This is a genomic window from Kitasatospora sp. NPDC007106, from assembly GCF_040634455.1.
GTDB lineage: Bacteria > Actinomycetota > Actinomycetes > Streptomycetales > Streptomycetaceae > Kitasatospora > Kitasatospora arboriphila.
Genome location: NZ_JBEYFP010000928.1, coordinates 1 through 2169, shown reverse-complemented (window position 1 = coordinate 2169; position 2169 = coordinate 1). Strand labels below are relative to the sequence as shown.

The window sequence follows — 2169 nt, the reverse complement described above, 5'->3', positions numbered from 1 at the left end:
CGCCGTCGTCCGTGCCCGCCCACTCCCAGATTCCGGCGCCCCGGGCGCAGTGGGTGCGGGCCTCGTCCAGCGTGAGCCAGTCGGAGCAGGGCTGCTTTCCGGCGACGACGACGTTGACGTAGTCGCGGCTGCGCAGCACGTGGTCGGCGGTGGCGAGCAGGGTGTTGGCGTCCGGCGGGAAGTAGACCCGGACGGCCTCGGGGCTCTTGTTGAGGACGTGGTCGACGAAGCCCGGGTCCTGGTGGGAGAAGCCGTTGTGGTCCTGGCGCCAGACGTGCGAGGTGAGCAGGTAGTTGAGCGAGGCGATCGGCGCCCGCCAGGGCAGGGCGCGCGTGGTGCGCAGCCACTTGATGTGCTGGTTCACCATCGAGTCGACGATGTGGACGAACGCCTCGTAGCAGGAGAACAGGCCGTGGCGCCCGGTGAGCAGGTAGCCCTCCAGCCAGCCCTGGCAGGTGTGTTCGGAGAGGATCTCCATGACCCGGCCGTCCCGGGCGAGGTGTTCGTCGACGGGCAGCGTGTCGGCCTGCCAGGCCTTGCCGGTGGCGGCGTAGACGGCCTGGAGCCGGTTGGAGGCGGTCTCGTCCGGGCCGACCAGGCGGAAGTCCCGGCGGTCGGCGGTGGCGGCCATCAGGTCGGCGAGCAGACCGCCCAGGACCTGGGTCGGTTCGTGCCGGGTGGTGCCCGGCTTGTCCACCGGAACCGCGTAACGGTCCAGGTCCGGCAGCGGCAGGTCGCGCAGCAGCAGGCCGCCGTTGGCGTGCGGGTTGGCCCCGAGCCGGCGGGTGCCGTCGGGTATGCACGCCAGCACGTCGGCCGCGGGCCCGCCGTGCTCGTCGAAGAGTTCCCGGGGACGGTAGGAGCGCAGCCAGGCCTCCAGCTGGGCGAGGTGCCCGGGGTCGTCCCGGACGTGGTCGAGCGGCACCTGGTGGGCCCGCCAGGTGCCCTCCACCGGCAGGCCGTCGACCTCGGCCGGGCCGGTCCATCCCTTCGGGGTGCGCAGCACGAGCAGCGGCCAGTGCGGGCGCCGGGTGGACCCGTCGGTGCGGGCCTCGTACTGGATCGCGGCGATCCGGTCCAGGGCGGTGTCCATGGCCTCCGCCATCGCCCGGTGGACGGCCGCCGGGTCGGCGCCGGTGACGTACAGCGGGAGGTGGCCGTAGCCGCGCAGCAGGGCGTCGAGTTCGCCCTCGGGCAGGCGTGACAGCACCGTCGGGTTGGCGATCTTGTACCCGTTCAGGTGCAGGATCGGCAGCACCGCGCCGTCGTGCACCGGGTCGAGGAACTTGTTGCCGTGCCAGGAGGCGGCCAGCGGGCCGGTCTCGGCCTCTCCGTCGCCGATCACGCAGGCGACCAGCAGACCGGGGTTGTCGAAGGCCGCGCCGTACGCGTGCGAGAGCGCGTAGCCGAGCTCGCCGCCCTCGTGGATCGAGCCCGGGGTCTCCGGCGCGACGTGGCTCGGCACTCCGCCGGGGAAGGAGAACTGACGGAACAACCGGGCCATGCCCGCCTCGTCCCGGCTCACGTCCGGGTACGTCTCCGAGTAGCTGCCGTCCAGCCACGAGTTCGCCAGCACGGCCGGGCCGCCGTGTCCGGGGCCCCAGACGCAGATCGCGTCCAGGCCGCGGTTCCTGACGACCCGGTTGAGGTGGGTGTGCACGAGGTTCAGTCCCGGCGAGGTGCCCCAGTGCCCCAGCAGCCGCGGCTTGATGTGCTCGGGGCGCAGCGGCTCGCGCAGCAGCGGATTGGCCATCAGGTAGATCTGTCCCACCGCGAGGTAGTTGGCGGCCCGCCAGTGGGCGTCGAGCGACCGCAGCTCCTCCTCGGACGGGGTGCCGGGCTGCGTGCTTGGGGTAGCGGGCATGTCGGCTGCCTCCTCGGCATCGGTCCGGACGGCCGCCGCGCGGCGGCCCGGGCCATCGTCACCCGCTGCGACCGCCCGGGCACAGGGCCGATCGGTCCCCGGAACCGGATCCGGGCCGGGACCTGTGGCCCCGGGGAGCCCGGCTGCTGCACGGCACGATCCGGGCGCCTGCGGGTACCTGCCGAAGGCCGCGGGCCGACCCGACGACGACCGGGAGGGGGCGTCATCGACGGTGGACGCGAAGTCCCTTCCGGAAGGCCCGTTCGGTCGGCGGCGACCTCCGCGGCGGCGGCTGCGCGGGAGCG

At 73.6% G+C, this 2169-nt stretch carries 1 protein-coding gene; it reads right to left on the bottom strand.

The window, feature by feature from the left end; all coding sequences use genetic code 11:
- On the bottom strand, window positions 1-1864 hold a 1864-nt coding region (locus ABZ641_RS34125; RefSeq protein ID WP_359988198.1), incomplete at its 3' end, for a phosphoketolase family protein.
- Window positions 1865-2169: the final 305 nt, after the last annotated feature.